Here is a 26,576-nt window from a genome sequence, read left to right as displayed (position 1 = left end):
ATTTTTTTAACTTTTTTCGTCATTTTCGTACTTTTTTCTTGACAAAATGAAATTTACAGCCATTCTTGATATTTCTTGATATAGATTTTTTTCACAATTGTCACGCTAATCATATACAAAATAATGATGAAAAGCAAAAAGATGAAATAAATCGGTTTTAATGGAGTTAGATGAAGTAGGATTGCGAGTGGACTGTAGGGAAGGAAGGTCACAAAGGCTGCAGCCAATAAGGTTGTCACAAGGACTAGCCAAGCTGGACGACTTTGTAAAAAGGGAATTTTGGCTGAACGCAGCATATGGATAACCATGGTCTGTGACCACATGGACTCGATAAACCAACCTGTCTGAAACAAGACAATAAATCCTACGGCAGACTCCGCTCCATGAACATAGGCTTGACCTGTCGTCATGGGTACAATGATAAAATAGAGCAAAATAAAGGTCAAAATATCAAATGCAGAAGAGATAGGCCCCATCCAAACCATGAAACGTGTGATAGACTTGGCTTCCCAAGTATGCGGATTTCTCAAAAAATCTTTATCCACCTTGTCAAAAGGCAAGGCAATACAAGACAAATCATAGACTAGATTTAGGATAATCAAATGGACTGGTGCCATTGGTAAAAATGGCAAAAAGATTCCAGAGACCAATAGGGATAAGATATTTCCAAAATTAGAACTCACTGTCATTTTGATATATTTAGTCATATTGGCATAGACCTTACGACCTTCAACAAGTCCTTTTTCAAGCACCATGAGATCCTTATCAAGTAGGATAACATCAGCCGTTTCTTTGGCAATATCTACTGCTGTATCAACAGAAATTCCCACATCTGCAACTTTCATAGAAGGAGCATCATTGATCCCATCTCCCATATAGCCGACAGCATGACCATTAGCCTTAAATTGCAAAATAATCCTCGCTTTTTGGTCAGGTGAAAGTTTGGCGAAGACGGTTACCTCCTCTACGGCTTGGGCCAATTCTTGATCACTCATCTGATCAATTTCAGATCCTAACAGCATCTGATTGATATCCAAACCAACCTTTTCACAGACTGCTTGAGTAACTTTTTCGTTGTCTCCCGTCAAAATCTTTGTTTGAACCCCATGCTCTAACAGAGCCTTAATTGCTGGTGCTGCAGATGGTTTAGGAGGATCTAGGAAGGCTAAATAACCAGTTAGAATCATATCCCCTTCGTCATCAACTGTATAGGCATGACCTTCCCTCAAACCTGACTTATAGGCCACTCCCAAGACACGTAAACCTTGTTGATTTAGTTGTCGAACTTCTGCTAAAATTTCTTCTCTAATAGCATCTGTCAAGGGAGTAATCACTCCTTGATATTCCGCATAACTGGAAATCGTCAACATTTCCTCTAGGGCACCCTTGGTTACCAAACTAACAACTTCGTGTTCATCCTTAACGATAACACTCATACGTCTACGTTCAAAATCAAAGGGAAGCTCATCTATTTTTTGAAAAGTTTGAGCCAGATTTTGCAAGAGGGCGTGTTCTTTTGCTTCCTTTTCAGTCCGTTTGATGATGGCTCTGTCCATCAAATTTTTCAAGCCTGTTTGAAAATAAGAATTGAGATAAGCTCGTCTCAAGACGGTCAAATCCAAGCGTCCGTGGATGTCCAAGGGATATTCAAGGACAATTTCGTCTTGGGTTAGAGTTCCTGTCTTATCTGTACACAAAATATCAATCGCCCCTAAGTCCTGTATGGCATTGAGTTTCTTGATAACCACTTTTTCCTTGGCCATAATGATGGAGCCTTTTGCTAGACTGGCCGTGATAATCATAGGAAGCATCTCAGGTGTCAATCCAACACCAACACTCAAAGCAAATACGCCAGCTTCTAACCAATCTCCATCTGTTAAACCATTGGACAAGAAAACGATGGGCACCATGACCAGCATCAAACGAATTAAGAGCCACGAAATACTATTCATCTCCCGTTCAAACGAAGTAGGCTCATCATAGGTGTTCAAAGTCTGCTCAATGGCCCCCATCATGGTATCATCACCAACTGCTAAAACCACGGCCTTGGCACTACCAGACAAGACATTGGTTCCCATAAAGGCGAGCGCTTCTGCTTCTAGCAGACTATCAGATTGTTGAACTGTTGCCTTGGTCAAGGCCAATTTTTCAACCGATTCACTTTCACCTGTCAAGCCCGACTGTTGTACAAAGAAATCGCGCGACTCAAATAAAAGAAGATCTGCTGGAATCATGTCTCCTGCGCTTAATTTAACCACGTCACCCACTACCAAATCATCGATAGGTACTTCTTGAATTTCTCCTTGACGAATGACAGTCGCTGTGTTGACAATCATTTTTGATAGATTAGTCGCAGCCTTATCACTACGGAGTTCTTGGACAAAGCGTATGCCACCAGAAATGAGGACTAGGACAACGATGATAATGGAAGTTGTCGGATCTTCTTGACCTGGTTTTGCCAACCAGACATTGGTCACCAAGGAAATCACGGCGATGACCAGTAAGATAATCGTAAAAGGATTGATAATGGATTCGTAAATCTTTTTGAGGATACTGTCTTCTTGACCCTTTGTGATGGTATTTTCACCATATAGGTCACGATTTTTCTCCACCTGCTCCTCAGTCAAGCCTGTTAGACTTGTCTTATAAAAAGATAGAGTTTCGTTTAAAGCTGTATGAATAGCTGTTGCTAATCTTTCTTTTGTAGTTTTCATTGGTTTCTCCTATCTGTATGAATGATGTGTTTCATACACAGAGACCAATCACTTTATAAGGGCAGAACGACACAAATCAGCGATTGGCTGTGTATGTGCGGTTCCGGATGATCGTCAATTTGCATCGTTTATCTCCTTTCTTTGATTTAAACAGTAGAAAATCCCACCATAAAATGGCAGGATTAAAAAACTAATTATCTGTTTTTCGTTCAAGCTTTAACTCCATAGGGCAATGTAATGAGCTTAGTCTTGGCCTTCGCGACCAGGACTGTTGACCAACGAGTAGTGTCTCCACTGCTTTGCGGTAGTCATCCGTATCCCTATGGTAGCCTCACCTACCGTTTTCGTCTTTCAGTATAAACCTTTAAAATTTAAAAGTCAATCATTTGAGTTGTTTAACTCTTAAATAACTATCAACTCTTTTTGAGCAAGGGTCAACAATTCACAACCGGTCTCTGTAATCAGGATATCATCCTCGATACGAACACCGTATTTGCCTTCGATATAAATACCTGGTTCATCGGTCAAGGCCATACCCGCCTTAATAGTTTCTGTAGAAGTTTGGCTAAAGTAAGGCTCTTCATGGATATCAAGTCCAATACCGTGTCCGATACCGTGAGTAAAGTAGTCGCCATAGCCTGCCTCGATGATGATATCACGAGGGATTTTGTCAAAGTCACGGAAGCCTAAGCCTGCCTTGGCTTGATCGATTAAGGCTTGGTTGGCTTTCAAAACCGTATTGTAAATCTCTGCCTGCTCGTCGCTGACATACCCCAGATATATAGTTCGTGTCATATCGCTGACATAGTGGTCATAGAGGCAGCCGAAATCCATGGTAATAGCTTCTCCTAGCTCCACTGGTTTGTGCATTGGATGAGCATGAGGTTTCGAAGAGTTGATGCCACTTGCTAAAATAGTATCAAATGATAGGCCTGAAGCTCCCAACTCACGCATACGGAAGTCAAGGAAGTTGGCAATCTCAATTTCAGTCTTTCCTGGCTTAATAAAGTCAAGCGCATCGCGGAAAGCTTGGTCTGAGATAGAACAAGCCTTGCGAATAGCTGCAATCTCCGCTTCATCCTTAATCATTCGGAGTCCTTCGACAAATTGAGTTTGTGAAAGCAAGTCCAAACCTGCAAAAGCTGCCTGCATACGGTGATAATAAGAGACTGAAATCTCATCTTCAAAACCGATACGAGACAAGCCCATGTCCTTAACAATTCCTGCAATGACAGCCAATTCATCACGGTCAGCCACAATCTCAAAGCCACTGGTTTCTTGCTTGGCTGCAATGATATAGCGAGAGTCTGTCACCAAGACCTGACGGTCACGACTGATAAAGACTGTCCCGTTTGAGCCCCAAAAACCAGTCAAATAATAGACGTTTTTAAGGTTATTGATGATGATGCCATCTAGTTCTTTTTCTTGCATTTTAGATAGAAATGCTTGTACACGTTTATTCATGATGTAACTTTCCTTTCAAATAATGTCCTGTGTAGCTGGCTTCGTTGGCCGCTACTTCTTCTGGAGTTCCCGTTGCGATGATGGTTCCACCACCGACACCGCCCTCAGGTCCCAAGTCAATAATATGGTCTGCAGTTTTAATAACATCTAGATTGTGCTCAATAACGAGTACTGTATTGCCATCGTCAACAAAGCGAGCTAAAACCTTAAGCAAGCGAGCAATATCCTCTGTATGAAGACCTGTCGTCGGCTCATCCAGAATGTAGAAAGATTTTCCTGTCGATCGTTTGTAAAGTTCACTAGCCAGTTTCATACGCTGAGCTTCTCCCCCAGAAAGGGTGGTAGCAGGTTGCCCCAATGTCACATAACCAAGTCCCACATCCTTGATAGTCTGAAGTTTACGTTGAATCTTTGGAATGTGTTGGAAGAACTCCACCGCATCGTTGACGGTCATGTCCAAGACCTGCGAGATATTTTTTTCCTTGTAATGAACTTCTAGGGTCTCACTGTTGTAGCGGGTTCCGTGGCAGACTTCACAAGCCACATAAACATCTGGCAAGAAGTGCATCTCAATCTTGATGATTCCGTCACCTGAGCAGGCTTCACAGCGACCACCCTTGACGTTGAAACTGAAACGCCCCTTCTTGTAGCCTCGAATCTTGGCTTCATTAGTCTGAGCAAACAGGTCACGTATATCGTCAAAGACTCCTGTATAGGTAGCTGGATTAGACCTCGGCGTTCGTCCGATAGGACTTTGGTCAATATCAATCAAGCGGTCTACATGCTCAATCCCTGTAATAGCCTTAAATTTACCAGGTTTGTCTGAATTGCGGTTGAGCTTCTGGGCAATAGCTTTTTTGAGAATGCTATTGATTAGGGTAGATTTACCTGAACCTGATACCCCTGTCACTGCGATGAATTTTCCTAGTGGGAAGCGAGCTGTGACATTTTGCAGGTTGTTCTCACGCGCTCCTGTAATCTCGATAAAACGACCATTCCCCACACGGCGCTCTGTTGGCACTGGAATGGCACGTTTGCCCGACAAGTACTGGCCTGTGATAGACTTGCTGTTGCGAGCCACTTGTTTGGGCGTACCTGCAGCAACAATCTCCCCACCAAATACTCCCGCACCGGGACCAACGTCAATTAGATAATCAGCCTCACGCATGGTATCTTCGTCATGTTCCACTACTATGAGAGTATTACCCAAATCACGCATCTTTTTGAGACTGGCAATGAGACGGTCATTATCCCTCTGATGAAGACCGATTGACGGCTCGTCTAGGATATAGAGGACGCCTGATAGGTTAGAACCAATCTGGGTCGCCAAGCGAATACGCTGACTCTCTCCACCTGAAAGGGTTCCTGCCGAACGTGACAGGGTCAGATAGTTAAGACCCACGTTATTAAGGAAGGTCAAGCGGTCCTTGATTTCCTTGATAATAGGCCGAGCAATGATAGCTTCATTTTCAGACAAGGTTAACTGGCTCACCAACTCCAAGTGGTCTGCGATAGACAGGTCTGAAATTTCTCCGATATGTGGTCCTTTCTCACCACCAACACGGACAGACAAAGCCTGGTCATTGAGACGATAGCCGTGACAGGTTCCACAGGTCAGCTCATTCATGTAGAGGCGCATCTGGGTGCGAGTGTAATCACTATTAGTCTCATGGTAGCGACGTTTGATATTATTGACAACTCCTTCAAAAGGAATGTCAATATCGCGCACGCCACCAAATTCATTTTCATAATGGAAATGGAATTCCTTACCATCAGATCCATAGAGAATCAAGTTCTTGTCTTCTTCTGACAAGTCCTCAAAAGGCTTATCCATAGCCACTCCAAAGGCTGTCATAGCCTGCTCTAACATGTTTGGATAGTAGTTGGATGAGATAGGATTCCAAGGTGCCAGCGCTCCCTCACGTAAGGTTTTGCTGGCATCTGGCACTACCAAATCAGTATCCACCTCCAGCTTGATGCCCAAGCCATCACACTCACTACAAGAACCAAAAGGAGCATTGAATGAGAAGAGACGTGGCTCTAACTCTGGAACAGTAAAGCCACAAACCGGACAGGCATAATGCTCAGAGAAGAGCAACTCAGAGTCGTCCATAGTGTCGATAATGACATAACCTTCTGCAATACGAAGGGCAGCTTCAATGGAATCAAAGAGACGACTACGTATACCCTCCTTGATAACAATACGGTCAACCACGACATCAATATTGTGTTGCTTGCTCTTGGACAACTCTGGCACTTCGGTCACATCATAGACTTCCCCATCCACACGGACACGAACATAACCATCTTTCTGAACCTTCTCGGTAACACTCTTATGTTGGCCTTTTTTCTTGCGGATGACAGGGGCCAAAATCTGCAAGCGCTGGCGTTCAGGCAATTCTAAAACCTTATCCACGATTTGTTCCACAGAAGAAGCCTTGATAGCCCCATGCCCGTTGATACAGTAAGGCGTCCCCACACGTGCGTAGAGGAGACGCAGATAGTCATTGATTTCAGTCGTTGTTCCAACCGTCGAGCGAGGGTTTTTGCTAGTCGTTTTCTGGTCTATGGAAATAGCTGGGCTGAGGCCATCAATGGCATCTACATCAGGCTTCTCCATATTTCCCAAGAATTGACGAGCATAGGCTGACAAACTCTCTACATAGCGACGTTGTCCCTCAGCATAGAGGGTATCAAAGGCCAGACTGGATTTCCCTGAACCTGACAAGCCAGTCACTACAACCAGCTTATCTCGCGGAATCTCCACATCAATATTTTTTAAATTATGGGCACGCGCCCCATGAATGACAATTTTATCTTGCATCTTTGTTCTTTCTAGTCCATTATTGCTTACCATTATACCAAAAAAAGTGAGATTCTATTACCCAAAAGGCCGATTTTGTAGTATAATCAAAAATTGCTTATTTTATGTTTTCTTAGGGCTTCCTAACCCATATATCACGTGCTTTTTAGCAAAGAATACTAACATTACTTTTTACTATTTGTTCCCCCAAAATACGCAAAAAGGGGAGCAAAAAAAAAGCCCCACAAAAGGGCTAGGATTTGACGAGTTCAGCAGGCAAGAAACTAGCACAGTCCAACATGCTTTTTAAGTTACTAACATACAAAACTTGTCAAACTTTTCTTTTTCGAAATCAAAAGCTAGATGCGATGAACTATCTTTTGAATTACAATTCAAATTTAATAAAAAAGCTGTGACTAATTATTTTCTATTTTTAACTTCGTAGTAAAACGCTAATCCTAGCGCAACAATACCCAAAACCGCAATTATTCCAAAACCTAAAATAGCTATTGGAAGAGTCGCACCTAAAAAAAGCAAAACTAAAGTAGTCAACAGTCCAATTACTAAAATTGCTACTGTAAAATTATTAATATCTTTTAAGTTCATATTGAAAACCTCACATTTTTTTATGAAAGCCATTTTCTAAAACAGTAATTATTCTTATTTAATTTGATTCACATTATTTACTTTTTTATTAAGCAAGTGGTAATTTATAATATTATTTTTTAGCGAGATATTATTCTTAGTACTAATCTGTTTTAAATGATGTATTTATTTCAATCTATGTTTATGTTATTTAATTTTTTTCAATAAATTATTAGATATTAATGTTCATATTTGTTTGATTTACTATTTTAGTCTTCATGACCTCGACCATATTATAACTCAGATTTTTTAAAAATGCAAATTCTTTATCTGATTTTTTTGATTTATTAACAAGTGGTAACAGAATTTTTGTTAGATTTATTTTGAAAAAGGCTGATTTTGTAGTATAATAGTACGGTGTGAAAAAATCTGAAAAATGAGAAAGGATAAGGGATATGAAACAAGTTTTTCTCTCTACAACAACTGAATTTAAAGAGATCGATACGCTTGAACCGGGTACTTGGATCAATCTCGTCAATCCGACTCAAAATGAATCTCTCGAAATCGCCAACGCCTTCGATATCGATATTGCTGACCTTCGTGCACCGCTCGATGCGGAAGAAATGTCTCGTATTACCATTGAAGACGAGTATACCCTGATTATCGTAGACGTTCCAGTCACAGAGGAAAGAAATAACCGCACCTACTACGTAACCATCCCGCTTGGTATTATCATCACCGAGGAAACCATTATCACTACGTGTTTGGAACCATTACCAGTCCTTGATGTCTTTATCAACCGTCGTTTGCGTAATTTCTACACTTTCATGCGTTCGCGTTTTATCTTCCAGATTCTTTATCGCAATGCAGAGCTCTACCTAACAGCCCTTCGTTCAATTGACCGTAAGAGTGAACAAATTGAAAGTCAACTGCATCAATCAACTCGTAATGAAGAATTGATCGAACTCATGGAATTGGAAAAAACCATCGTCTATTTCAAGGCCTCACTCAAAACAAATGAGCGCGTGATTAAGAAATTGACCAGCTCAACTAGCAATATCAAGAAATACCTTGAGGACGAAGACCTGCTTGAAGATACCCTGATTGAAACCCAACAGGCCATCGAGATGGCAGACATTTATGGAAACGTCTTGCATTCTATGACAGAGACCTTTGCCTCTATCATTTCCAACAACCAGAACAACATCATGAAAACCTTGGCCCTTGTGACCATCGTCATGTCCATCCCAACCATGGTCTTCTCTGCCTACGGGATGAACTTTAAGGATAATGAAATCCCCCTAAACGGCGAGCCAAATGCCTTCTGGTTAATCGTCTTTATCGCCTTTGCTATGAGTGTCTCGCTCACTCTCTATCTCATCCATAAAAAATGGTTCTAAGAGGAGTTCCTATGTCTCAGATTGATCTACAAAAATTAACCAAGAAAAACCAAGAGTTTGTCCACATCGCTACCCAACAATTCATCAAAGATGGAAAAACAGACGCTGAAATCAAGGCTATTTTTGAGGAAGTTATTCCCCAAATCCTTGAAGAGCAAGCCAAGGGTACGACTGCTCGTTCCCTCTACGGCGCACCGACCCACTGGGCTCATAGCTTCACTGTCAAGGAGCAATATGAAAAAGAGCATCCAAAAGAAAATGATGATCCAAAACTCATGATTATGGACTCAGCCCTTTTCATCACTAGCCTCTTTGCCCTCGTCAGTGCACTCACAACCTTCTTTGCGGCAGATCAAGCTTTCGGCTATGGATTGATTACCCTCCTCTTAGTTGGACTGGTTGGTGGATTTGCCTTCTACTTGATGTACTACTTTGTTTACCAATACTATGGACCAGATATGGACCGCAGTCAACGTCCACCTTTCTGGAAATCTGTACTAGTTATCCTAGCATCTATGTTCCTTTGGTTGCTTGTCTTCTTTGCAACAAGCTTCCTACCAGCTAGCCTTAACCCAGTACTTGCTCCAGTGCCACTGGCTATTATCGGAGCAGTCCTCCTAGCCCTTCGCTTCTATCTCAAGAAACGCTTGAACATCCGTAGCGCAAGTGCAGGACCAACACGTTATTAAGCAGAATCATAAAAGCAACTGCAGGTGCGGTTGCTTTTTCACGACTCTTTTTTGATTTTAAAGTATTCTTCTGACATCCCACATAGCTTTCTCTTATCTTTTGTGATAAAATAGGCTCAATCTATTTCTAGGAGGATAAGATATGGTTTCTACTATTGGTATTGTTAGTTTATCTAGTGGCATTATCGGAGAGGACTTTGTCAAACACGAAGTGGACTTGGGTGTCCAACGTCTCAAGGACCTGGGACTCAATCCTATCTTTTTGCCCCATTCGCTAAATGGATTAGACTTTATCAAGGACCATCCTGAAGCGCGTGCAGAGGATTTGATTCATGCCTTTTCTGATGATAGCATCGATATGATTCTATGTGCCATCGGTGGAGACGATACCTATCGCTTACTACCTTATCTTTTTGAAAATGACCAACTCCAAAACGTTATCAAACAAAAAATATTTCTTGGTTTCTCGGATACAACCATGAACCATCTCATGTTGCATAAACTAGGAATCAAAACTTTTTATGGTCAATCCTTTTTAGCAGACATTTGTGAACTAGACAAAGAAATGCTAGCCTATAGCCTTCACTACTTTAAAGAATTGATTGAGACAGGAAAAATCTCAGAAATCCGCCCTAGCAATGTTTGGTATGAGGAACGAACTGATTTTAGCTCCAAAGCTCTGGGGGCACCTCGTGTCAGTCATGCAAATACTGGTTTTGACTTGTTACAAGGAAATACCCGGTTCGAGGGAAAAATCCTCGGTGGTTGCCTCGAATCCCTCTACGATATCTTTGACAACTCTCGATATACAGATAGCACAGAGTTCTGCCAAAAATACAAACTTTTCCCTGACTTGTCAGACTGGGAAGGAAAGATCCTCTTGCTAGAGACAAGCGAAGAAAAGCCTGAACCAGAAGACTTCAAAAAGATGTTGCGGACTTTAAAAAACACTGGGATATTCGAGGTCATCAGTGGACTCCTGGTCGGAAAACCTATAGATGAAACTTTCTATGACGACTATAAAGAGGCGCTATTGGATATCATTGACAGCAATATCCCTATTGTCTATAATCTGAATGTTGGCCACGCAACTCCAAGAGCAATTGTACCTTTTGGGGTCCATGCTCATGTAGATGCACAGGAGCAAATCATTCGCTTTGACTATAACAAAAAATAAATAGTTTCTCTATTTTTGTGCTTTTGTATTCGTTTTCGTTACAATTTGTATCTGAATTTATTGCATTTCGCTAATTTCTATGATATCCTTTTGAAGGAGGTGTATATGACAAAACAAAAAATTAATCGAATCGTAGGTTCTATTGGTGCCTTTATTGGAATTATAGTATTTATTGCCTACATACCTCAAATTATCGCTAATTTACAGGGAAATAAAGCTCAACCATTTCAACCTTTATCAGCTGCTATATCTTGCTTAATCTGGGTTATTTATGGATGGACAAAGGAACCTAAGAAGGATTGGATACTAATCATTCCAAATTCAGCTGGTGTTATTTTAGGTGGAATCACTTTTTTGACTTCACTCTAACAAATCTAATAGTATATATAAAAAGCTGGGAAAAATTTCTCAGCTTTTTTCTATATTCTCAGATATGCTAGTTACCTGTACACACTAATTCCTGCTTTTCCATTCACAATCATTCTCGTGGTCATCAACTAGCCCTGCAGCCTGTAGAAAAGACAAGACAGCGACTGGTCCTGTGAACTTGAAGCCTCGTTTTTTGAGATCTTTGGCTAATTTCTCAGACAAAGGTGTTTTAGCTGGGGCTTGGCGGTAATCGGGAACATCGTTAACAATCGTTTTCCCCTCAACAAAAGACCAAAGATAGGCATCAAAAGAGCCATGGTCTTCCTGTAGTCGTAGAAAGGCTTGGGCGTTAGCGCGTGTAGCAAAAATCTTGGCTCTATTTCGGATGATGGCTGGATTATCCAGCAAGTCTTCCAATTCAGTATCGGTCATTTCTGCGACCGCTTGAATTTGATAGCCATAAAATGCTTCTCGGAAAGCTTGACGTTTGTTGAGCACCGTTTCCCAAGACAGACCATGTTGAGGCGGTAAGTTTGCTAGTCAAGGAGTAAAACGACGAAGATTAGCATTTACTTCCGCCCATGCGATAGCTGTCCGTGATTGACAAGTGCTAGCACGCAGACAGAACGGAGATAGCGAACCGCTGAGTGTGTCGCTCTGCTCGTAAAAGCTTAGAAACCTTTGAACGAAAGGGATAATGAAAGCCTTGATTGCAAGGCTTTTTGCTTTATGGTGGGTAAGTATCAGAGTGAGAAAATTTTTGGAATGAGTAGAAGTGATAGCTAGAAATTATCAGTTTCTATTTCCATTTACCCTGTGGGTACGTGTTTGTTTCCATTGACAAGGAGTTTGTGGGAATAGAAATGTACCCACCTTGTTTGAATCAAGTGAAGTGTAGTTGAAGGAAATCTGTTGAAAGCAATACTTCATTTTACCGAATAAGTAATAATTTAGGCAACTTCAAATCGATTAAAAAAAACTATTTTAAAGGTTAAGAGTAGACAAAAATTGTCCACTCTTTTTTGCAAACTCAATTTATCAATAAATGAAATGAGGGAATGTAAAATGAAATATTTTGAGGTTGAGTTAGAAAATCCTGATGAATTTTTAAAACTACAAACAGAAGATTTTGTGAAAGCTAATCGCTTGCTACTAAGGAAGATAATCCAGAGCGTTACAGTCTATGAAGAAAACTTCGTCATATCCTTTAAATCTGGCATCGAATTGGAAGTATGAGTCTCATTCCATAACTTTTATATTGAACATATCATCTTGTTGTGTTATACTATAAATTGATATAAACAAAGATGTAGGAGGAACCGAAACTATGACAGCCTCAATGCGTTTAAGATAAGCTGGCAATAAAAAAAGCAGAATCTATACCCGATGATAGGCTTTTTTGTTGTGCTTATTTATACGATATTGAGCATTCATTAGTTACGGTGAGGATATTGGTTATTTAACTATACCTTTATTTAACTATGTCTTTAATATGAATGTTTCCAAATTGTATGTATGCAGACCAAAAGCCACATTGTGGGGTTTGGCCTGCATTTTTTATTGCCTAGAATGCTATTCAAAATAGAAATTCAAGCAAAATAATATGCAGGAGATAATATAAATGGAAAAATACAACAATTGGAAACGAAAATTTTATGCAATATGGGCAGGGCAAGCAGTATCATTAATCACTAGTGCCATCCTGCAAATGGCGATTATTTTTTACCTTACAGAAAAAACAGGATCTGCGATGGTCTTGTCTATGGCTTCATTAGTAGGTTTTTTACCCTATGCGATTTTGGGACCTGCCATTGGTGTGCTAGTGGATCGTCATGATAGGAAGAAGATAATGATTGGTGCCGATTTAATTATCGCAGCAGCTGGTGCAGTGCTTGCTATTGTTGCATTCTGTATGGAGCTACCTGTCTGGATGATTATGATAGTATTGTTTATCCGTAGCATTGGAACAGCTTTTCATACCCCAGCACTCAATGCGGTTACACCACTTTTAGTACCAGAAGAACAGCTAACGAAATGCGCAGGCTATAGTCAGTCTTTGCAGTCTATAAGCTATATTGTTAGTCCGGCAGTTGCAGCACTCTTATACTCCGTTTGGGATTTAAATGCTATTATTGCCATCGACGTATTGGGTGCTGTGATTGCATCTATTACGGTAGCAATTGTACGTATACCTAAGCTGGGTAATCAAGTGCAAAGTTTAGAACCAAATTTCATAAGGGAGATGAAAGAAGGAGTTGTGGTTCTGAGACAAAACAAAGGATTGTTTGCCTTATTACTCTTAGGAACACTATATACTTTTGTTTATATGCCAATCAATGCACTATTTCCTTTAATAAGCATGGAACACTTTAATGGAACGCCTGTGCATATTTCTATTACGGAAATTTCCTTTGCATTTGGGATGCTAGCAGGAGGCTTATTATTAGGAAGATTAGGGGGCTTCGAAAAGCATGTATTACTAATAACAAGTTCATTTTTTATAATGGGGACCAGTTTAGCCGTTTCGGGAATACTTCCTCCAAATGGATTTGTAATATTCGTAGTTTGCTGTGCAATAATGGGGCTTTCGGTGCCATTTTATAGCGGTGTGCAAACAGCTCTTTTTCAGGAGAAAATTAAGCCTGAATATTTAGGACGTGTATTTTCTTTGATCGGAAGTATCATGTCACTTGCTATGCCAATTGGGTTAATTCTTTCTGGATTCTTTGCTGATAAAATCGGTGTAAATCATTGGTTTTTACTATCAGGTATTTTAATTATTGGCATTGCTATAGTTTGCCAAATGATAACTGAGGTTAGAAAATTAGATTTAAAATAAACAATATTGGAGGAAATGTTATGGAATTAATATTAAAAGCAAAAGACATTCGTGTGGAATTCAAAGGACGCGATGTTTTAGATATAAATGAATTAGAAGTATATGATTATGACCGTATTGGTTTAGTAGGAGCAAATGGTGCTGGAAAAAGCACTTTACTCAGGGTACTTTTAGGAGAATTAACTCCCCCAGGATGTAAAATGAATCGTCTGGGTGAACTTGCCTATATTCCCCAGTTGGACGAAGTAACTCTGCAGGAGGAAAAAGATTTTGCACTTGTAGGCAAGCTAGGTGTTGAGCAATTAAATATACAGACTATGAGCGGTGGTGAAGAAACAAGGCTTAAAATAGCACAGGCCTTATCGGCACAGGTTCATGGTATTTTAGCGGATGAACCTACGAGCCATTTAGACCGTGAAGGAATTGATTTTCTAATAGGACAGCTAAAATATTTTACAGGTGCACTGTTAGTTATTAGCCATGACCGCTATTTTCTTGATGAAATAGTAGATAAAATATGGGAACTGAAAGATGGCAAAATCACTGAGTATTGGGGAAACTATTCTGATTATCTTCGTCAGAAAGAGGAAGAACGTAAGAGCCAAGCTGCAGAATACGAACAATTTATTGCGGAACGTGCCCGATTGGAAAGGGCTGCGGAGGAAAAGCGAAAACAGGCTCGTAAAATAGAACAGAAGGCAAAAGGTTCTTCAAAGAAAAAAAGTACTGAAGACGGAGGGCGTTTAGCTCATCAAAAATCAATAGGAAGTAAGGAAAAAAAGATGTATAATGCTGCTAAAACCCTAGAGCACAGGATTGCGGCCTTAGGAAAAGTAGAAGCTCCGGAAGGCATTCGCAGAATTCGTTTCAGGCAAAGTAAAGCATTGGAGCTCCATAATCCATACCCTATAGTCGGTGCAGAAATTAATAAAGTATTTGGGGATAAGGCTCTGTTTGAAAATGCATCTTTTCAAATTCCGTTAGGAGCAAAAGTGGCGTTAACTGGTGGTAATGGAATCGGAAAAACAACTTTAATCCAAATGATCTTAAACCATGAAGAAGGAATTTCTATTTCGCCTAAGGCAAAAATAGGTTACTTTGCACAGAATGGTTACAAGTACAACAGTAATCAGAATGTTATGGAGTTTATGCAGAAGGATTGTGACTACAATATATCAGAAATTCGTTCAGTGCTAGCATCTATGGGGTTCAAACAGAACGATATTGGAAAAAGTTTATCTGTTTTAAGCGGTGGAGAAATTATAAAATTGTTGCTTGCTAAAATGCTCATGGGTAGATATAACATCCTAATAATGGATGAACCCAGTAACTTCCTTGACATACCAAGTTTAGAGGCTTTGGAAATACTAATGAAGGAGTACACCGGAACTATCGTGTTTATCACCCACGATAAACGATTACTCGAAAATGTAGCAGATGTAGTTTATGAAATTAGAGATAAGAAAATAAATCTGAAACATTAAATTTAAGGTAGTCGCTGGTCAGTATAGTCTGTTCTGGTTGGCGACTCCATTGTTAAAGAGTATAAAGACTTTAGATTTTATGAATATTAAAAATAGGAACAGTCAATTGAACTGCTCCTATTTTTCTGCTAAATATATTGTAGTTTTCTTATATGTATAATGATAGATTAGCGGATTCTCATCTACGGTACTTACTTCAAATATGAAGAAGTGATCGCGGTTATCTCTGGACTTTTCCTTATTGAGGACAAAGTAATTCTTACGTGAAGTCGCCATTGTTTTTAGGATATCATCAGTTAGGAAGGTCAATGGAATATTCATGTTAGAGTAGCGGTAGAAGTCACGTTCAAAATCTTGGTAGCTCTCGCTATAATAGTCCATTTGTAGGTGATTACGCTGAAACTCAAGCTGATTCATAGAGCACCTCCTCGACAAGTTCAATACTAATAATGTCTTTTAATTTCAAATTGATGTGACCTGTTGTAGTTTTTATCAAAATGAAATCTTTGGTCAGACTTGGTATTGTTCCAGTGTAGGAAACACGCTTGTTTTTTTCAATCACTTGAATGCGTGTGCGTAGCTGCCCGGCGTATACTTGACTGAGGAGTAATAATTTCTTCTCTAGTGATAAGTCAGACATGTACGTTACTTTGTTTGTATCATCAGAGAGTGCTGATGCATGTTCAGATAGGAAAAAGCCCATCCATTTTTGCATCTTTGTATCCTGGTACTCTCTTGCTGATTGAAATGGTAAATATGAACGGTCAATCATATCAAATCCTTTCTATGCAGAGGCAAGGGTATTTTTATCAAATTGAATCGTAAAACCTTGAATTCCCCCACCTGTGTAACATTCTTTAAAGCGATTGATTACCTCAGTATAGATTATCACAGATGAGCTTGTTGGCTTAATGCTAAATGTAAATTCCAATGGTAATCGGTTTTCAGATTTAGCATGTACTAGTCGTATCGATATTTCAGTTGTTTTGAGTTTTCTCTGACGAAGTTTTGAAGTTGCTGTTTCAACGATTCCATGTAAAAATCTTTCAAGCATTTCAATATCATTACATCCTTTGCTACGGATTTCTGAAAATTGTACTGTATTTTTTTCTTGTTTCATTTTAATCCCTCCAATCCACCCGCGGAATGACCACCGATAAGTTTACTGCGTTCAATATTTCTGGAACCTTCAGTTAGGACGGTTCCTTTTTGTATGGCTAAAAAACCAAACTGTTCTCTGACAACATCAATAGCTGTCTGAAGTCTATTATCTTTTTCAATTTGTTCTACATCATCAAAGAGTGATAGTAGAGTATAGCTTTCATCTACGAAGCCACTATAAGATACACCAATTTGTCTCACTGCACCAGAGGTGTATTTTTTCGGAATAATACAAGTACATGACTCACCATTGTTTTGGGGAGATTTGCGGGTTCAATTTTATTCTGAGCATTTATAGATTTTTTCATCTCAGTCCTAGAATAGCCAATATGAATAGAAACGACAGTAGTCAATACTAGGGCTACTGTTCCGTTCCACAGTATCATTTAAAAATCATTTTCACACCCTTTCGTCTATTAGTATAGAAGAAAGCTCTCAGCACAGCCTGATAGGTTTCCATACACAACAACTCAAACAATGCTTGGTCATCATGGAGGGGTTGACCCCACTCCTCATCATGATAGGCAATGTAGAGCGGATTGGTCACCTTGACCCACGAACAACGTTTTGTCATGCTCTGCTCCTATTTGACCAACATTTTAAGGGCCGACTTGATATAGTTCTCAGCTGTATCTGTCGTTCCTTCAAAGAATTTCTTGATTTTCTTGAGTTCGGTCGCCTTGTATCCCAGTGCCAACATGGCTTCCATGGCTTCTTCCAATTCTTGGTTTTCAGCGCTTGCTTGCACTGCGACCTTAGCAGGAAGGTCATCTCCAGCAACTACTACCTTGCCTTCCAAGTCCAGCACCATCTGCTGGGCTGTTTTCTTGCCAATTTTAGGGAACTTGGTCAAGTAGGTAATATTCTTGGTTTCGATGGCTTGAACCAAGCCAGCATTGTCATCAGCAGCGATAATAGCAAGAGCTGATACAGGACCAATCCCAGAGACCGAAATCAGACTGAGAAAGAGCTTTTTCTCGTCTTCTGAGCGAAATCCATAAAGCAGATGAGCGTCCTCACGCACGACTTGATGCACATAAATTTGAGTTTCTTGGTTGACCTGTCCTGAGTAAGCATAGGGATTAGCCACATGCAGGATATAACCGATACCATTGATTTCAATAACAATGTATTTGGCAGTGATTTTGGTAATGATTCCTTTTAAATATTCGTACATAGTTTTCCTTTTAGTTTAATATTTCCCCAACTCACGGAGACTGGTGTGATTTTCCTGAATGCGTCGGAACATCTTTTCCATATCCGACTTGGTGAAGTGCACCAAAACAGGACGTCCGTGGGGACAGTTGTAGGGATTGTCACATTGAGAGAGCTGATAGAGGAGTTGTCTAGCTGAATGATCATCAATACGATGGTTGGCCTTAATCGACCGCTTGCAGGACATCATAATAGCCAGCTCTGCTCGGTATTTCTTGATAGAAACTTCCTTGGTCAAGAGTAGCATATCACACATCTCATAGATGCCTGATTCAATCTCTTCTTCTGCCATCCAGATAGGATGTTCACGTAGAATAAATTGATTTTCTCCGTACTCTGCTAGAAAGACGCCCACTTCCTCCAAATGTGTCATTCTTTCCTTGAGACGGAGGGCATCATCCGCTGGAAATTCAAAGATATAGGGTACTAGGAGTTGCTGCTGGCTCTGGTCAACATTCCCAATGCTCTCACGATACTCCTCGTACTTGACCCGTTCCTGCGCCGCGTGCTGGTCTATGATATAGAGCCCATCTCTCCCTTGGGCAAAGAGATAGGTTCCATGCATTTGCCCGAAAAATTCCAATTCTGGGAAGCTGGATGATTCTTCTCGCTCCAGCTTGTCATAAACCTTATCAAGACTCGCAAGGTCCAACTCTGGATGGTCTAGCTGGTCGTAGTTAGCAGGTTTTCTCTCTGCAAAATGCAGTTTTGCTGGCTTGGTCAATTGGTCCAAGGTTTCCTTGGCAAACAGGGTTAAGTCCTGCCCTTCATCAGTCAATTCGACCTGATAATCAGCCACCTCAGCTTGACTAGGTCTTGTCGGCTCAGTATTTTCATAGTAGAGTGTATTTTCTTTGAGTGGGAGAATAGTTTGCTCCACCTTCTCACGATTACGCACGGTCGATTTGGCAAGATTTTCCAAGGCATCAGGAATCAAGGTTTGTTCCTTGAGACTATTGGCAATAGCTTCTGAAACCAGGGTCATCAGTTCTTTTTCCTTGGAAATCCGCACCTCTTGCTTGGTTGGATGTACATTGACATCCGCTAGATAAGGGTCGATATGAATGTGAATGACAGCCAGTGGAAAACGGCCTACCATGAGCTTACTACCATAGCCGTCAAGAATAGCACGATTGAGTAAAAAGTTCTTGATATAACGGCCATTGATGAAGAGGCTGATATAGTTGCGATTAGCTCGAGTCAACTCAGGCAAGGACACAAAACCTGTAATTTCGAAATCAAGGTCAGAATTCTCAATTTCAATCATCTTCTTGGCACTCGCCAAACCGTAAATCCCTGCAATAGCTTGACGCAGTTGACCTGTTCCCGCTGTTCGCGTCATTTCCTTACCATCACTAATCAAGCTAAAAGAAATCTCAGGATGGGCCAAGCCCAGACGGTTGACAATATCAATGATATGAGACAGCTCCGCTTGCTGGCTCTTCATATACTTGAGGCGGGCAGGCGTGTTGAAAAATAGATCCTCCACACAAACCTTGGTTCCCACAGGACTAGTCGCTGGGATGACTTCTTCAACTTCTCCCCCACGCGCGACTAGCTTGGTCCCGTGACTTGCGCCATCCACCGCAGTCAACAGAGTCAAAACACTAACAGACGCTATAGAAGGTAGGGCTTCACCACGAAAACCAAGCGTGCGAATTCGAAAGAGGTCTGCTTGATTTTTTATCTTACTGGTCGCATGACGACGCAAGGCCAATTCCACCTCATCGTGGGTAATTCCATGACCATTATCTGTGATTTGAATCTTCTTGAGACCAGACTCTTCAATCTCAATGATAATCTGACTAGAACCCGCGTCAATAGCATTTTCTACCAACTCTTTGACCACACTGGCAGGACGTTCAATAACCTCTCCAGCCGCGATTTGGTTTGCCAGTACCTCTGGCAATTCAATAATATGAGACATCTTTCAGCCCCTTTCTGTATCTATTTTCCTAGAAATTGATTAGTGCTATTATACCATATTTCAGATAAGACAGAAAAGCTCCGCCACATAGACATCAAATAAGTCCATATAAGCAGAGACTCTTGTCAGGTCTCCTAAAATAGTGTTTAATAAAGATATACAGGAAGTGATCACAACCTTGTATAACTAAAAAGGAGAGAAATTTATGAAAGTAGAACTACAGATTAGTGAAACTTACGAAGAGGAAAAGCTGATTGTTCAAGCACCTCAGCCGACAGATAAAGTCCAGAAAGTCATCGAGTTCGCAGAAAATCTGGATCTAACAGAAAAAATCAAAGGGAAAATCGATAATCAGGTCTATCTCGTTAAGATTGGTAAGATTCAACGCTTCTATATCGAAAATCGGAAGGTTCTAGCAGAAACCGCGAGTCAGACCTACAACATTGATTTGCGACTCTATCAGGTCCTTGAAATTCTGCCAACCAATTTTATCCAAATTTCCCAATCAGAAATCATCAATATCGATTCCATCTCTCATCTCAAGCTCACCCCCAACGGCCTAGTAGAAATTTTCTTGAAAAACGAAAGCTTCACCTACTCTTCACGCCGTTATCTAAAAACCATCAAGGAGAAATTAGAACTATGAAAAAACAAATCTTCCACGACGCAGCTACTGGTGTCCTCATCGGTCTCATCCTCTCTATCATCTTTTCACTCATTTATGCACCAAGTACCTACGCCCCGTTAAGTCCCGACTCTCTCATCGGACAAATGATGACTCAACATCAAGTTCACGGTGCCCTAATCTTGCTCTACTGCACACTTATCTGGGCAGCCATCGGTATTCTCTTCAACTTTGGTAAACGATTATTCAGCCGTGACTGGAGTATGCTTCGTGCGACGCTTTCCCATTTCTTCCTCATGCTGGCTGGCTTTGTCCCACTAGCAACTCTGGCAGGTTGGTTCCCCTTCCACTGGAATTTCTACCTCCAGCTCATTATCGAGTTTGCGATTGTCTACCTCATTATTTGGACTATTTCCTATAAAAGAGCATCAAAAAAAGTAGACCATATCAATCAACTCTTGGAGCATAGAAAATAGGAACTACCTAGGATAAATAAAAAGCCAAGCCGAAGCTCAACTTTCCAACTCATACAAATCCGCAATAATGGCTGCGACACGTTTGATATCTCCCAGCATACCTCGCATTTCAAAGTCAGCCAAGACAGGGAAACCAAAACGTTGACTGTATTGCTTGGCTGTCAGGCAGTATTGATTATTAAAGTTACGATTTCCTGAACCAACCACACCAAAACACTTACTAGCATTATCACCATAGGCGATAAAATCCCCTACTGGTGTCGTCAAAATCTCGACATCTCCGTTATCCACGCCATTTCCACCTTCTAGGTAGGTCGGCAAAAAAGCAACATAAGGATGGTCCATTTCATAGAAATCGTGACCTTCCTTGACCAAATCCTTAATATGAATCTTTTGAACCTCAATTCCCTCGTACTGGGACAAGAGATAGTCTTTCAAGCGCGTCACAAAACTCTCAGTATTGCCACTCAAACTAATATAAACTAAAGAAATTGTCTTCATATTTTCCTCCATGATTTTATTTTTAATCGAAAAAGAACTACCAAGATTGTAACTTGATAGCTCTTTTTTGTCAATACTTAAGCAACTTCTTCTGTTTCCTCTTCTTCTGCCAAGGCTTTTTGTTGACGCCACATCTTATAGAAGACAAGGGCTAGGAAAAGAACATTTATGACGATATAGAAAATGCTAACAGCTTGTGAAATAACACTTATCCCTAAACGCATGGTCTCATCGTGAACTAACTGCACAGCGTCTTGTAAACTAACATAGCCATAAATCGAACCAATAATGGCTAGCAAAACATAGCCGACATAAGTATAGTTTGCATATTGCAAATTTTTACGAATAAGGAACACAATCGCTACTACAACTAAAATAGCAGATAGCACAATCAAGGCTATATTAAAAATAGAATGAGTTGATTCTGCTACTCTATAGGTGTAATTGATGTTGTCTTCTAATTGCTGGGCACTGACCCCTGCAACTTGTTTCTGAGCGGCACGAAGAGCTTCTTTGCTAGGTAAAGGACTCAACATTCCAAACAGAGACATTGCTGAAATAAGAGCAGACAAGATTAGCAAGACCCATAGATAAATCGGTTTCTTTTTCATGATAGAACCTCCTGATATTATTATTGATATTATAGCACCTTTTGTAAAGGAATACAAATCTTATAGTGTAGTTTCTACCTGTTTTCGGTAGGCTTTTGGCGATTTTCCGCACAATTTTCGGAACACTTTATAGAAATATCCAACATTACTGTAACCAACAGCATAGCAAATATCTTCAATACTGTCACTGGTTGAAAGTAAGAGTTGCTGGGCAGCCTTAATGCGTTGTTTGTTTAGTAATTCTGCGAAGGTCGAATTGGTTTCTCGCTTAATCAACTGACCTAGATAGACAGGATTGATAAAAAGATCCTTACTGATATCCTTGAGCGAAAGTTCTTTCTGATAATCACACCCAATAACTTCCAGTACACTGACCACATTTTCATTCATGCGATATTGCCCAAAAAAGCGGGTCAGAGTTTCCTTAATATAAGGAACCAATTCATCAAAGGATTGAATAGCATGAATCGTTTTGACAATATCCGTTAAATCATCAGCTTTTAGATGTTCAAACAAGTGAAAAACATCCATGACAAACTGGATAAAAAGCTGTTTGGTAATCGGAACACGAGGTGTATTTTCAAGAACTACCTTCTCCAAGAGGTTCAACTCTTCTACGATTTGGTTGAGATCCCCCTGAATGATAACCCTATAAATCGGTTCGTAATAGGTAAAGAGACTCTCAGACTGTTTTAAATTTACAGAACCGTAAAAGAGAGCTTTCTCAGCATCCAGCTTCCAGCGTTCAAAGTGTTCTTGATAAGGAGCTTCAAAGAGTGTAACGACTAAACCATCTAGGGGTTGATCAGAAATAAAAATCTGCCAATCTTGTCCTAACACATAATATGGAATAGTGAAAGAACCTTGTTTTTCCTTGGATAGACCTATCCACCAGTTCTCCTTACCTCCTAAATAACTAACAAATCCAGCCTCATCTAAATCTTGACTGAGGGTCTGACTTTTCTTTCCTCTCTCGCTGAGCTGACCTGCAATCTTCTCCAGTAGATTACCCAACTCTACCTTATCTACTGGCTTGACCAAATAGTCCACCACACTAAGGTTCATGGCCTTTTTGACATAGTCAAACTCCTGATAACCTGAAAGCAGGATATAGGCTGCATCTGGTAATATCTCCTTCATTTCCTTGATCATCTCAAGCCCTGTCTTATCTGGCATATTGACATCGGAAATGATAACATCGACAGGATTTTCCTGCACATATTCTAGAGCCTCGTCGGCATGACTGGCTGTTGCGACGACCTCCATATCCCACTTATCAAAGGGAATCAAACGCTTCAGACCTTCTGTCACCATGTACTCATCATCTACTAATAATACTCTATACATTTTCTCCCTTTCTACTCATCTTGAATTGTAATACGATACTGAACACCTGCTTGCTCCGCAGACTCTACACTAATGGCATAGCGGTCCCCAAAATAGAGCACAAAACGCTCATGGACATTGACAATCCCGATAGACTGCCTTTGGGCACTATAGCTGGCTTGGTGTTCAAAATGTCTCTGCCTTAGTTTTTCTCGGAGATTTGCCAGCTTTTCAAACGACATACCACGACCATTATCTACCACTAAAATTTCCACAAAACCATCTCGTTTAAGAGCTTTAATGCTAATCACATTATCTGTCCGTCTGTGGTCAACACCATGCGCGAAATAATTTTCTACTAGCGGTTGCAAGGTAAATTTAGGAATCTTCATATTCTCTAATTCTGCGTCTATCTTGAAACCATAGGCAATAGACTTTGGATAGCGAACCATGCAGAGATAGCTGTATTTACGGCAAAATTCTAATTCCTGTTTGAGAAGGGTTTCTCTTTCGTCGGAAATATTGTTACGCAAGAGACTGCTAAACTCATAAATGATATCTGCCAACTCATCTTGACTCTGCATAACTGCATACATACGCAAGAACTCCAGCGTATTATACATAAAATGAGGATTGATTTGAGCCTGTAAGGCTCGCATATTGGCATCTTTTTGACTAAGCTCTAACTGATAAATATCATGGATATTCTTTTCTAATCGATCCAACATATCATTGGTGGTCTCTGCGATTAGGAGCAATTCCTGGTCCTTTTCAAGTGTGTCAATACGAAGACCTTCCTCTCCTTGAGCAATAGCTTGAATGGAATCTACCAAATCCACTACCTGCTTTTGGTAATTAGCAAAAGTCTGCCTCAAAGTCAGATAGAGAATGACAATAAAGAGAAAACTCAAGCCCACAATCAAGGCAGAGCTGGTTACCGTTCCTTGTAAAACAAAGTTTTTGGGAACTGCCACCTGAACCTGATAGCCATGAGAGGTCACACCAACAAACCAGTTCTCATGCTCCCTATTGACCCTCTCACCAATATGAAAAATCTCCGTATCAAAAGGCGATGTCACAGTCACAGCCATCGGGATATGACCTCGGGTATTGTCTACAGCATGATATAAGATTTCTGGGTCCAAGGAGATGTAAACAACCCCTATGGATTGATCCGTCGCTGGGTCTAAAATAGGAACTCCAAAACTATTGGCCTCCGGTTTAAAGCCTTCCGCAAGTACCGAATGACCACCTCTCTCATTTCTGCTCGAAACATAAACTTCTTTAAAGTCCTGCAAGACGATTGCAACATCCGTTATATAGTCATTCTGGACATAAAGATCATCAATATTTTCATACAGAGAAATAGAAGTTGACGAAGCTGCTTGATGCTCTAACAGCCAATAAAAATATTCAGAAGTTGACAGGCTAAAGTACTTATAAACCCCTTGTATCCGGTCTTGATTGGCTACTAAATCTTGCGCTAGCTGGGCTGACTCGCGATAATAATATTCCACCTCTTCGACTGTTCGAGTAGTTACACGCTGAGCTACTCTCTGAGCTTCCTTTTCCCGTGAATCCCAGTCAGCGTAAGAGAGTAAGATTGCAAAACTCGCAATAATAATCATCATAACTGAACTGTAGGTTCTTAGAAGCGTATGTAGCCAAAACTGCTTCATTCTATTTTGTCGCCAATTTTTCATGGATGCTTTCATAGACAGGTTCCAACATATCACTGATAAAGAAATGCCACATCCCAATTCCTACAAAGAAGAGCAGGGCAGGCATATAGTAACCAATTGCCACAAGTAGCACTGTCCCAAGGAGAACCTTGGACACAGCTGCTAGACTCATAAAGATGCCAATCAAGGATAGTTTGAGACTATTTCGATAGGACAAGTCAAAATAAACTTGTAATTTCAAAGATACTGTATAAGCCAAAAAGATCAGGGCAACTACTAGAACATTCAAAAAGGTCGCAATCAAATGAATGATAGTCTGATGAGGCAATTGAACCAAGAGATACAAACCATAGATTAAAACTAGATCCACCCCTAAAAAGCTATAGAAAACCAGGTTGCTTGAGACAAAATTTTGCTTGTAAAGAGACCAAGCCTCCTTCAAACTGTATTCCCGAAAGCTATAACCATGTTCTGCATATAGGCTCATCAAGGTGGCACTAGCTGGCGCTAGACCAAGAATAATCCCTCCTGCTAAGGTTAATAGCCAAAAGAAGGCTGTCGCAATCATCCCTAAAAAGAAACGATTAAAGACAAAGTCTAAAAATCTACCCATGATATCCCCCTAAAAATAACTATGAAACTATTATATCATATTTCAAGCGTTTTCAAAAAATTCTAGTGCCCATTTACAATCCCATCAAACCGTGGTACAATGAGAATTGTGAAAAAATGATCAGGAGACAATTCATGAAGAAATCTATCTTAACTACACTTCTTTTTGCAGTTCTTTACTTCCTCTGCATGGGGATTGGTGTCCTTTTGGGCAATCTCTTTGACCAAACTGGAAACATGTTTTATGCGCCTGCCTTTACTGCCCTTGTCGGCGGTAGCGTCTATATGATTCTGGTCGCAAAAGTTCCGCGCTTTGGAGCCATTACCACTATCGGCCTTGTCATTGCCCTCTTTTTCTTGGGGAGCAAACACGGTGCCGGTGCCTTCCTTCCTGGAATTATCTGTGGCCTCCTAGCAGATGGAGTAGCTCATTTAGGAAAATACAAGGACCAAACAAAAAACTTCCTTTCTTTCATTATTTTCGCCTTTAGTTCAACTGGTCCAATCTTACTCATGTGGATTGCGCCCCAAACCTATATGGCTACTCTTCTAGCAAGAGGAAAATCCCAAGAATATATCGACCGTATCATGGTTGCGCCAAATCCTGGAACCATCCTTTTATTTATCGCAAGTGTTGTCATCGGAGCCCTAGTTGGTGCCTTGATTGGACAAGCCTTGAGTAAAAAGTTTGCACAAAAAATCTAGTCAATAAAAAAGAGCCAGGCGGCTCTTTTTTATTTATGACTCAAGACTTAGTCAAGAAGTCTCCCAAGAATTGGATTGCAAAGATAATCAAGATGATAATGATGGTTGCCAAAATGGTCACATCGTGATTGTAGCGATTAAATCCATAAGCTATGGCTACGTTACCGATACCACCAGCTCCAACTGCCCCCGCCATAGCTGTTTCCCTAGG

Annotated in this window: 25 protein-coding genes, 3 pseudogenes and 1 riboswitch; of the genes and pseudogenes, 10 read left to right on the top strand and 18 right to left on the bottom strand. The window is 40.5% G+C overall.

The genetic code is table 11. From position 1 onward, the window contains the following. Nucleotides 1-53 precede the first annotated feature (53 nt). The 4 genes from mgtA to K4Z77_RS00530 all read right to left on the bottom strand — a co-directional run bounded on the left by mgtA (nt 54) and on the right by K4Z77_RS00530 (nt 7,587). Nucleotides 54-2,714 carry a magnesium-translocating P-type ATPase gene (gene mgtA, locus K4Z77_RS00545; RefSeq protein WP_224218139.1) on the bottom strand — a complete coding sequence of 887 codons (2,661 nt, stop codon included), beginning with the start codon at nt 2,712-2,714 and terminating at the stop codon, nt 54-56. 194 nt (nt 2,715-2,908) lie between these two features. Next, nucleotides 2,909-3,059, bottom strand: a riboswitch (M-box (ykoK) riboswitch). A 57-nt stretch (nt 3,060-3,116) separates the two neighbouring features. Further along, a complete protein-coding gene (locus K4Z77_RS00540) occupies nt 3,117-4,178 on the bottom strand; it encodes a M24 family metallopeptidase (RefSeq protein ID WP_224218138.1) in 1,062 nt (353 codons plus the stop codon). Then, on the bottom strand, nt 4,171-7,002 hold the full coding sequence (uvrA, locus tag K4Z77_RS00535; protein WP_224218137.1) for an excinuclease ABC subunit UvrA: 2,832 nt from the start codon (nt 7,000-7,002) through the stop codon (nt 4,171-4,173). Before uvrA ends, K4Z77_RS00540 begins: the two co-directional genes overlap by 8 nt. A gap of 399 nt (nt 7,003-7,401) precedes the next feature. Continuing rightward, on the bottom strand, nt 7,402-7,587 hold the full coding sequence (locus tag K4Z77_RS00530; RefSeq protein ID WP_142294085.1) for a hypothetical protein: 186 nt from the start codon (nt 7,585-7,587) through the stop codon (nt 7,402-7,404). Nucleotides 7,588-8,021: 434 nt separating this feature from the next. Between K4Z77_RS00530 and K4Z77_RS00525 the strand changes: the two genes are divergently transcribed. The 4 genes from K4Z77_RS00525 (at nt 8,022) to K4Z77_RS00510 (ending at nt 11,201) form a co-directional block, all read left to right on the top strand. Further along, nucleotides 8,022-8,966: a magnesium transporter CorA family protein gene (locus K4Z77_RS00525; protein ID WP_000815623.1), complete on the top strand. Its 945-nt coding sequence runs from the start codon at nt 8,022-8,024 to the stop codon at nt 8,964-8,966. 11 nt (nt 8,967-8,977) lie between these two features. Beyond that, nucleotides 8,978-9,655: a DUF1129 domain-containing protein gene (locus tag K4Z77_RS00520; protein ID WP_049539615.1), complete on the top strand. Its 678-nt coding sequence runs from the start codon at nt 8,978-8,980 to the stop codon at nt 9,653-9,655. Nucleotides 9,656-9,797: 142 nt separating this feature from the next. Continuing rightward, entirely contained in the window at nt 9,798-10,832 is a 1,035-nt protein-coding gene (locus K4Z77_RS00515; RefSeq protein ID WP_224218136.1) for a S66 family peptidase, read from the top strand. Nucleotides 10,833-10,937: 105 nt separating this feature from the next. Continuing rightward, nucleotides 10,938-11,201 carry a SemiSWEET family transporter gene (locus K4Z77_RS00510; RefSeq protein ID WP_000166114.1) on the top strand — a complete coding sequence of 88 codons (264 nt, stop codon included), beginning with the start codon at nt 10,938-10,940 and terminating at the stop codon, nt 11,199-11,201. Nucleotides 11,202-11,285: 84 nt separating this feature from the next. On the opposite strand, the pseudogene K4Z77_RS00505 reads toward K4Z77_RS00510, so the two are convergent. Then, nucleotides 11,286-11,723 (bottom strand): annotated as a pseudogene (locus tag K4Z77_RS00505) (DNA-3-methyladenine glycosylase I); the annotation flags it as partial. A gap of 543 nt (nt 11,724-12,266) precedes the next feature. Between K4Z77_RS00505 and K4Z77_RS00500 the strand changes: the two are divergent. The 3 genes from K4Z77_RS00500 to msr(D) all read left to right on the top strand — a co-directional run bounded on the left by K4Z77_RS00500 (nt 12,267) and on the right by msr(D) (nt 15,524). Continuing rightward, on the top strand, nt 12,267-12,437 hold the full coding sequence (locus tag K4Z77_RS00500) for a hypothetical protein (RefSeq protein ID WP_000873143.1): 171 nt from the start codon (nt 12,267-12,269) through the stop codon (nt 12,435-12,437). A 385-nt stretch (nt 12,438-12,822) separates the two neighbouring features. Then, nucleotides 12,823-14,040: a macrolide efflux MFS transporter Mef(A) gene (gene mef(A) / locus K4Z77_RS00495; RefSeq protein WP_000417519.1), complete on the top strand. Its 1,218-nt coding sequence runs from the start codon at nt 12,823-12,825 to the stop codon at nt 14,038-14,040. Between the two features lie 20 nt (nt 14,041-14,060). Continuing rightward, nucleotides 14,061-15,524, top strand: a complete 1,464-nt coding sequence (msr(D), locus tag K4Z77_RS00490; protein WP_000420313.1) for an ABC-F type ribosomal protection protein Msr(D) — start codon at nt 14,061-14,063, stop codon at nt 15,522-15,524. Nucleotides 15,525-15,641: 117 nt separating this feature from the next. Here the strand turns inward: msr(D) and K4Z77_RS00485 are convergent, their stop codons facing one another. From K4Z77_RS00485 to mutL, 7 genes and pseudogenes are all read right to left on the bottom strand, one after another. Next, nucleotides 15,642-15,941: a DUF5960 family protein gene (locus K4Z77_RS00485; protein WP_001072467.1), complete on the bottom strand. Its 300-nt coding sequence runs from the start codon at nt 15,939-15,941 to the stop codon at nt 15,642-15,644. Then, nucleotides 15,928-16,296, bottom strand: coding sequence for a hypothetical protein (locus tag K4Z77_RS00480; protein WP_000567222.1), 369 nt, complete (start codon nt 16,294-16,296; stop codon nt 15,928-15,930). The genes K4Z77_RS00485 and K4Z77_RS00480 overlap by 14 nt, the downstream gene beginning before the upstream one ends. Before the next feature lie 12 nt (nt 16,297-16,308). Then, nucleotides 16,309-16,644, bottom strand: coding sequence for a DinB/UmuC family translesion DNA polymerase (locus tag K4Z77_RS00475; RefSeq protein ID WP_000806926.1), 336 nt, complete (start codon nt 16,642-16,644; stop codon nt 16,309-16,311). Next, entirely contained in the window at nt 16,641-16,886 is a 246-nt protein-coding gene (locus K4Z77_RS00470) for a hypothetical protein (RefSeq protein WP_001813542.1), read from the bottom strand. Before K4Z77_RS00470 ends, K4Z77_RS00475 begins: the two co-directional genes overlap by 4 nt. A gap of 187 nt (nt 16,887-17,073) precedes the next feature. Continuing rightward, nucleotides 17,074-17,259, bottom strand: a pseudogene (locus tag K4Z77_RS00465) (DNA-3-methyladenine glycosylase I); the annotation flags it as partial. A gap of 9 nt (nt 17,260-17,268) precedes the next feature. Then, the gene (gene ruvA / locus K4Z77_RS00460; protein ID WP_000273402.1) at nt 17,269-17,862 is read right to left on the bottom strand and encodes a Holliday junction branch migration protein RuvA; all 594 of its coding nucleotides are present in this window, start codon (nt 17,860-17,862) and stop codon (nt 17,269-17,271) included. Nucleotides 17,863-17,877: 15 nt separating this feature from the next. Then, the gene (gene mutL, locus K4Z77_RS00455) at nt 17,878-19,827 is read right to left on the bottom strand and encodes a DNA mismatch repair endonuclease MutL (RefSeq protein ID WP_224218135.1); all 1,950 of its coding nucleotides are present in this window, start codon (nt 19,825-19,827) and stop codon (nt 17,878-17,880) included. Nucleotides 19,828-20,032: 205 nt separating this feature from the next. Here mutL and K4Z77_RS00450 point away from each other — a divergent pair, with 205 nt between their 5' ends. Further along, nucleotides 20,033-20,473, top strand: coding sequence for a LytTR family DNA-binding domain-containing protein (locus tag K4Z77_RS00450; protein WP_224218134.1), 441 nt, complete (start codon nt 20,033-20,035; stop codon nt 20,471-20,473). After that, entirely contained in the window at nt 20,470-20,928 is a 459-nt protein-coding gene (locus K4Z77_RS00445; RefSeq protein WP_224218133.1) for a DUF3021 domain-containing protein, read from the top strand. Before K4Z77_RS00450 ends, K4Z77_RS00445 begins: the two co-directional genes overlap by 4 nt. 36 nt (nt 20,929-20,964) lie before the next feature. Here the strand turns inward: K4Z77_RS00445 and nrdI are convergent, their stop codons facing one another. From nrdI to K4Z77_RS00420, 5 genes are all read right to left on the bottom strand, one after another. Next, entirely contained in the window at nt 20,965-21,429 is a 465-nt protein-coding gene (gene nrdI, locus K4Z77_RS00440; protein WP_061088500.1) for a class Ib ribonucleoside-diphosphate reductase assembly flavoprotein NrdI, read from the bottom strand. Between the two features lie 77 nt (nt 21,430-21,506). Continuing rightward, nucleotides 21,507-22,040, bottom strand: a complete 534-nt coding sequence (locus K4Z77_RS00435; RefSeq protein WP_224218132.1) for an ABC transporter permease — start codon at nt 22,038-22,040, stop codon at nt 21,507-21,509. A gap of 60 nt (nt 22,041-22,100) precedes the next feature. After that, nucleotides 22,101-23,387, bottom strand: a complete 1,287-nt coding sequence (locus K4Z77_RS00430) for a response regulator transcription factor (RefSeq protein WP_224218131.1) — start codon at nt 23,385-23,387, stop codon at nt 22,101-22,103. Nucleotides 23,388-23,398: 11 nt separating this feature from the next. Beyond that, nucleotides 23,399-25,069, bottom strand: coding sequence for a sensor histidine kinase (locus K4Z77_RS00425; RefSeq protein ID WP_343236524.1), 1,671 nt, complete (start codon nt 25,067-25,069; stop codon nt 23,399-23,401). Then, nucleotides 25,047-25,661, bottom strand: coding sequence for a YesL family protein (locus tag K4Z77_RS00420; RefSeq protein WP_224218130.1), 615 nt, complete (start codon nt 25,659-25,661; stop codon nt 25,047-25,049). The genes K4Z77_RS00425 and K4Z77_RS00420 overlap by 23 nt, the downstream gene beginning before the upstream one ends. Nucleotides 25,662-25,795: 134 nt before the next feature. Between K4Z77_RS00420 and K4Z77_RS00415 the strand changes: the two genes are divergently transcribed. Next, the gene (locus K4Z77_RS00415) at nt 25,796-26,365 is read left to right on the top strand and encodes an MptD family putative ECF transporter S component (RefSeq protein WP_173304421.1); all 570 of its coding nucleotides are present in this window, start codon (nt 25,796-25,798) and stop codon (nt 26,363-26,365) included. Nucleotides 26,366-26,394: 29 nt separating this feature from the next. Here K4Z77_RS00415 and K4Z77_RS00410 read toward each other — a convergent pair. Further along, nucleotides 26,395-26,570: pseudogene (locus tag K4Z77_RS00410) on the bottom strand (ABC transporter permease); the annotation flags it as partial. Nucleotides 26,571-26,576: the final 6 nt, after the last annotated feature.

It is taken from the genome of Streptococcus mitis subsp. hohhotensis (genome assembly GCF_020089495.2).
Lineage (GTDB): Bacteria > Bacillota > Bacilli > Lactobacillales > Streptococcaceae > Streptococcus > Streptococcus hohhotensis.
Note: the sequence above shows the minus strand (reverse complement) of the source record. Positions and strands in the feature narration are given on the sequence as shown.